The 201-nt window shown below is 50.2% G+C and carries 1 pseudogene; it reads right to left on the bottom strand.

The window, feature by feature from the left end:
• Nucleotides 1–201 (bottom strand): annotated as a pseudogene (locus tag ACTHTQ_RS11640) (helix-turn-helix domain-containing protein); the annotation flags it as partial.

Here is a 201-nt window from a genome sequence, read left to right as displayed (position 1 = left end):
AGTGTTTGGACGGTTTGGCTTTGTCCTTTTCGGTCCGCTTTTGGCTGAGGGCTTTTAACTCCTTTAGGTAGGCAACCTCTGCGCGCATATAGCACAACTCTTCGATAAGCTCTGCCTGTGTTTTTTCTTGGTCGGGTTTGTCGGCGATGAAGGGGTTTTTGCGGTGTTGGGGCATGGTTTTGGATTGGGGATGTTCGAGTG

The sequence above is a fragment of the Neisseria sp. P0020.S003 genome, assembly GCF_051957095.1.
GTDB classification, from domain to species: Bacteria; Pseudomonadota; Gammaproteobacteria; order Burkholderiales; family Neisseriaceae; genus Neisseria; species Neisseria subflava.
This window is presented reverse-complemented; position numbering and strand designations above follow the sequence as displayed.